At 52.5% G+C, this 2,500-nt stretch carries 1 tRNA gene and 2 rRNA genes (1 of these 3 cut by a window edge); all 3 read right to left on the reverse strand.

What is annotated here, in order from left to right:
• Positions 1-77: 77 nt before the first annotated feature.
• Positions 78-154, reverse strand: a tRNA-Met gene (locus PQU98_RS16880).
• An 88-nt stretch (positions 155-242) separates the two neighbouring features.
• Positions 243-357: ribosomal RNA gene (rrf, locus tag PQU98_RS16885) — 5S ribosomal RNA — on the reverse strand.
• 137 nt (positions 358-494) lie between these two features.
• Positions 495-2,500 (reverse strand): 23S ribosomal RNA (locus tag PQU98_RS16890); it runs 864 nt beyond the window's last position.

The raw sequence follows: 2,500 nt of genomic DNA on the forward strand, positions 1-2,500 counted from the left end.
GTGCTAGGCATTTTTCGCTTAAAACGCAGAAAAGCCCGCTTTCGCGGGCTTCTAAGTCATTGTATCTGCCTAAGTTTTGGTTGCGGGGGCCAGATTTGAACTGACGACCTTCAGGTTATGAGCCTGACGAGCTACCGGGCTGCTCCACCCCGCGTCAGGGAGATACAAAAAAGACCGGCAAGCGGTTTGCCTGACGGTCTTTTTAAGGTTGTAATGAAGGGTATTCTCTTTGAACTGTGTAGACCTGGCGACGACCTACTCTCCCGCGCCTTAAGACGAAGTACCATCGGCCCTGGAGGGCTTAACGACCGAGTTCGGAATGGGATCGGGTGGGGACCATCCGGCATAGCCACCAGGTCAACACAGTTCAAAGAAGAGAAGACATTGCATGAAGCGCTGAGCGCTAACGACTTATTGGAAGTGTTAGGCATTTTAGTTGCGCTAACGCTTACGCTTACGCTCCTTGAGCGTATTTCCATAAATTTTGTAGAGGAACGATCAAGCCGATCGGATTATTAGTACCAGTTAGCTTCACTCCTCACGGAGCTTCCACACCTGGCCTATCAACGTGGTAGTCTTCCACGATCCTCAGCGAGACCTTGTTTTGAGGTTAGTTTCCCGCTTAGATGCTTTCAGCGGTTATCTATTCCATACTTAGCTACCCTGCTGCGCGGCTGGCGCCACGACAGGTCCACCAGAGGTATGTCCATCCCGGTCCTCTCGTACTAGGGACAGATCCTCTCAAGTCTCGAACACCCACGGCAGATAGGGACCAAACTGTCTCACGACGTTCTGAACCCAGCTCACGTACCACTTTAAATGGCGAACAGCCATACCCTTGGGACCTGCTCCAGCCCCAGGATGTGATGAGCCGACATCGAGGTGCCAAACTTTGCCGTCGATATGGACTCTTGGGCAAAATCAGCCTGTTATCCCTAGAGTACCTTTTATCCGTTGAGCGATGGCCCTTCCACGCAGGACCACCGGATCACTATGGCCGACTTTCGTCTCTGCTCGACTTGTCAGTCTCGCAGTCAGGCGGGCTTATGCCATTGCACTCGTCGAACGATTTCCGACCGTTCTGAGCCCACCATCGCGCGCCTCCGTTACACTTTGGGAGGCGACCGCCCCAGTCAAACTACCCACCACGCCATGTCCCGGACCCGGATATACGGGCCGCGGTTAGACGTCAGCAACAATAAGGGTGGTATTTCAAGGATGGCTCCACCGGAACTGGCGCCCCGGTTTCATAGCCTCCCACCTATCCTACACATGTTGATGCTAACGCCAAGGCGAAGCTATAGTAAAGGTTCATAGGGTCTTTCCGTCTGACCGCGGGAACCCCGCATCTTCACGGGGAATTCAATTTCGCTGAGCCTATGCTGGAGACAGTGGGGAAGTCGTTACGCCATTCGTGCAGGTCGGAACTTACCCGACAAGGAATTTCGCTACCTTAGGACCGTTATAGTTACGGCCGCCGTTTACCGGGGCTTCAATTCGCAGCTTGCACCACTCCTTTTAACCTTCCGGCACCGGGCAGGCGTCAGACCCTATACGTCGCTTTACAGCTTCGCAGAGCCCTGTGTTTTTGATAAACAGTCGCTACCCCCTAGCCTGTGCCACTTAGTTCTGCTTGCGCAGAGTAAGTCACGCTTATCCCGAAGTTACGCGTGTAATTTGCCGAGTTCCTTCAGCATAGTTCTCTCAAGCGCCTTGGTATACTCTACCTGACCACCTGTGTCGGTTTCGGGTACAGTCTCTGTATGAGTTATTTCCAGGGACAACGCCCCTGCAAGGACAATCCAATAAGCCCTTACAAGTTATGCCATCCGTCACTTCATACTGGCCCAGGAATATTTACCTGGTTCCCATCGACTACGCCTTTCGGCCTCGCCTTAGGGGCTGGCTAACCCTACGCAGATTAGCTTTACGTAGGAACCCTTGGTCTTTCGGCGAGAGTGTCTCTCACACTCTTTATCGCTACTCATGTCAGCATTCTCACTTCTGATACCTCCAGCCAACCTCACGATTGACCTTCACAGGCTTACAGAACGCTCCGCTACCGCTCACTTACGTGAACCCATATCTTCGGCGCATGGCTTTAGCCCCGTTACATTTTCCGCGCAGGATCGCTTGACCAGTGAGCTGTTACGCTTTCTTTAAAGGATGGCTGCTTCTAAGCCAACCTCCTGGTTGTCAATGCAATCCCACATCGTTTCCCACTTAGCCATGACTTGGGGGCCTTAGATGATGGTTAGGGTTGTTTCCCTTTTCACGACGGACGTTAGCACCCGCCGTGTGTCTGCCGGACAGTTCTCTTGGGTATTCGGAGTTTGATTAGAATTGGTACAGCTCGCGCCGCCCGCATCCATTCAGTGCTCTACCCCCCAAGGAATAAATCCGACGCTCTACCTAAATAGATTTCGCGGAGAACCAGCTATGTCTAGGTTTGATTGGCCTTTCACCCCTATCCACAAGTCATCCCAGAATTTTTCAACAT

It is taken from the genome of Asticcacaulis machinosus (assembly GCF_028550435.1).
Lineage (GTDB): Bacteria > Pseudomonadota > Alphaproteobacteria > Caulobacterales > Caulobacteraceae > Asticcacaulis > Asticcacaulis machinosus.